This window comes from Bacillus sp. LR_5 (assembly GCF_042709275.1).
The window spans coordinates 1-1,878 of sequence record NZ_JAVAXX010000547.1 but is presented as its reverse complement, the minus strand read 5'-3'; the positions used below and the strand labels follow the sequence as shown (position 1 = coordinate 1,878).

Here is a 1,878-nt window from a genome sequence, read left to right as displayed (position 1 = left end):
AATATTTGACTAAAAGGGAGAGGGCCGGCACCTCCCCTTTTTTTACACGCAAAAAAAGGGTAAACTGATAGAAGCTTAGGCAAAATAGAAAAGCCTGGGCGAGTAAAAGTTTTAAAAGCGGGGAGCTTGGTGCGATGCAAATTATTCACCGTGTAGCCGTTATGCAAGTCTTAACCGAGCGCAGTAAAGAAAAGCTTTTAGCTTCTTTTGCCGAAAAGAAACAAATGCTTGAACGAGAATGCAGCCAGCTCTATTTTCAGCTTAGAAAACATGAGAAAGAACAGCAAAACCCTGATATGATTGAACAATTTAAAAAGGCAATAGAAAAGCGAAAAGATGATATAAAAATCATTGATTTTCAAATTGCTCAAGTACATACATTGCCGCTTGGCAGTGAGTTGAAAGAAAAGGAAGTCGATGCGCTGCTGACGATTGAAGCCGGGGATGACTGGCATGAGAAAACAGCAGCGAACACCATCGTCATAAAAGACGGAAAAGTAATTGAAATTCGCCAGAGGTGATCATATGACAAAGCGATGGTTTAATGTAGGCAAAATCGTAAATACCCACGGAATCAAAGGCGAAGTGCGGGTGATTTCAAAAACAGATTTTGCCGAAGAACGATACAAGCCGGGAAACACGCTGTATTTGTTTATGGACGGCCGTAACGAACCAGTGGAGGTAACGGTAAACACACATAGACTGCATAAGCAATTTCATCTCCTGCAGTTTAAAGAAAGACAAAACCTAAATGAAGTAGAAGAGCTGAAAAACGCAATCATTAAAGTTCCTGAAGAAGAATTAGGAGAGCTGAATGAGGGTGAATTTTATTTCCACGAAATTATTGGGTGTGAAGTATTTACTGAAGAAGGCGAACTCATCGGAAAGGTCAAAGAAATTTTGACGCCTGGAGCCAATGACGTTTGGGTCATCGGAAGAAAAGGAAAAAAAGACGCACTCATTCCTTACATTGAATCAGTGGTCAAACATATCGATGTCAGGGAAAAGAAAATTGAGATTGAACTGATGGAAGGGTTAATAGACGAATGAAAATCGACTTTTTGACGCTGTTTCCCGAAATGTTTGAAGGCGTGCTCGGCTCATCGATTCTTCAAAAAGCCCAGGAAAAAGATGCGGTGCAGTTTCAAGTCGTAAATTTCCGGGAGTACTCTGATAACAAGCACAATACTGTTGATGATTATCCTTATGGCGGAGGGGCAGGCATGGTTCTCAAGCCCCAGCCTGTTTTTGACGCGGTCGAGGACCTGACATCAAAGGCAGCCGCTGCTCCGCGTATTATCCTCGTATGCCCGCAAGGTGAGCGTTTTACCCAAAAAAAAGCCGAGCAATTAGCTAAGGAAGAGCATTTGCTGTTCATTTGCGGCCACTATGAAGGCTATGATGAACGCATTCGCGAGCACTTGGTAACGGATGAAATATCAATTGGCGACTTTGTTCTGACGGGCGGTGAGCTCCCTGCAATGATGATCGCAGACAGTGTGGTCAGACTGCTTCCGGGTGTACTGGGTAAAGAGGCTTCCCATATTGAGGATTCCTTCAGCACCGGACTTTTAGAGCACCCGCATTATACAAGACCGGCAGATTACAAAGGTTTAAAAGTGCCTGAAACACTCTTGTCAGGAAACCATGCAAAAATTGAAGAATGGCGGAATAAAGAATCGATCAGAAGGACCTACCTAAGACGTCCGGATCTGTTGAAAGACTACCCGCTTACAGAGCAGCAAAGAAAGTGGATTTCTGAATGGGAAAAAGAATAGATTTTATTGCATAGGCTATGAAATTGTGATAAGATACTACTTGTGGCTTAAGCGGGCTTATCCGCTGCAAGCTTGAAAACGATGTTCCGCTGTGCCGGTT

3 protein-coding genes are annotated in these 1,878 nt (G+C 43.1%); all 3 read left to right on the top strand.

Features of this window, described 5'->3' with window-relative positions; all coding sequences use genetic code 11:
* The first annotated feature begins 134 nt into the window (after nt 1-134).
* The 3 genes from RAC86_RS38315 to trmD are packed head-to-tail and all read left to right on the top strand — an operon-like array spanning nt 135 to nt 1,778.
* Complete coding sequence (locus tag RAC86_RS38315) at nt 135-521, top strand: YlqD family protein (RefSeq protein WP_014476793.1); 387 nt, start codon at nt 135-137, stop codon at nt 519-521.
* 4 nt (nt 522-525) lie between these two features.
* Entirely contained in the window at nt 526-1,050 is a 525-nt protein-coding gene (gene rimM / locus RAC86_RS38310; protein WP_003232013.1) for a ribosome maturation factor RimM, read from the top strand.
* On the top strand, nt 1,047-1,778 hold the full coding sequence (trmD, locus tag RAC86_RS38305) for a tRNA (guanosine(37)-N1)-methyltransferase TrmD (RefSeq protein WP_003232011.1): 732 nt from the start codon (nt 1,047-1,049) through the stop codon (nt 1,776-1,778). The genes rimM and trmD overlap by 4 nt, the downstream gene beginning before the upstream one ends.
* Nucleotides 1,779-1,878: the final 100 nt, after the last annotated feature.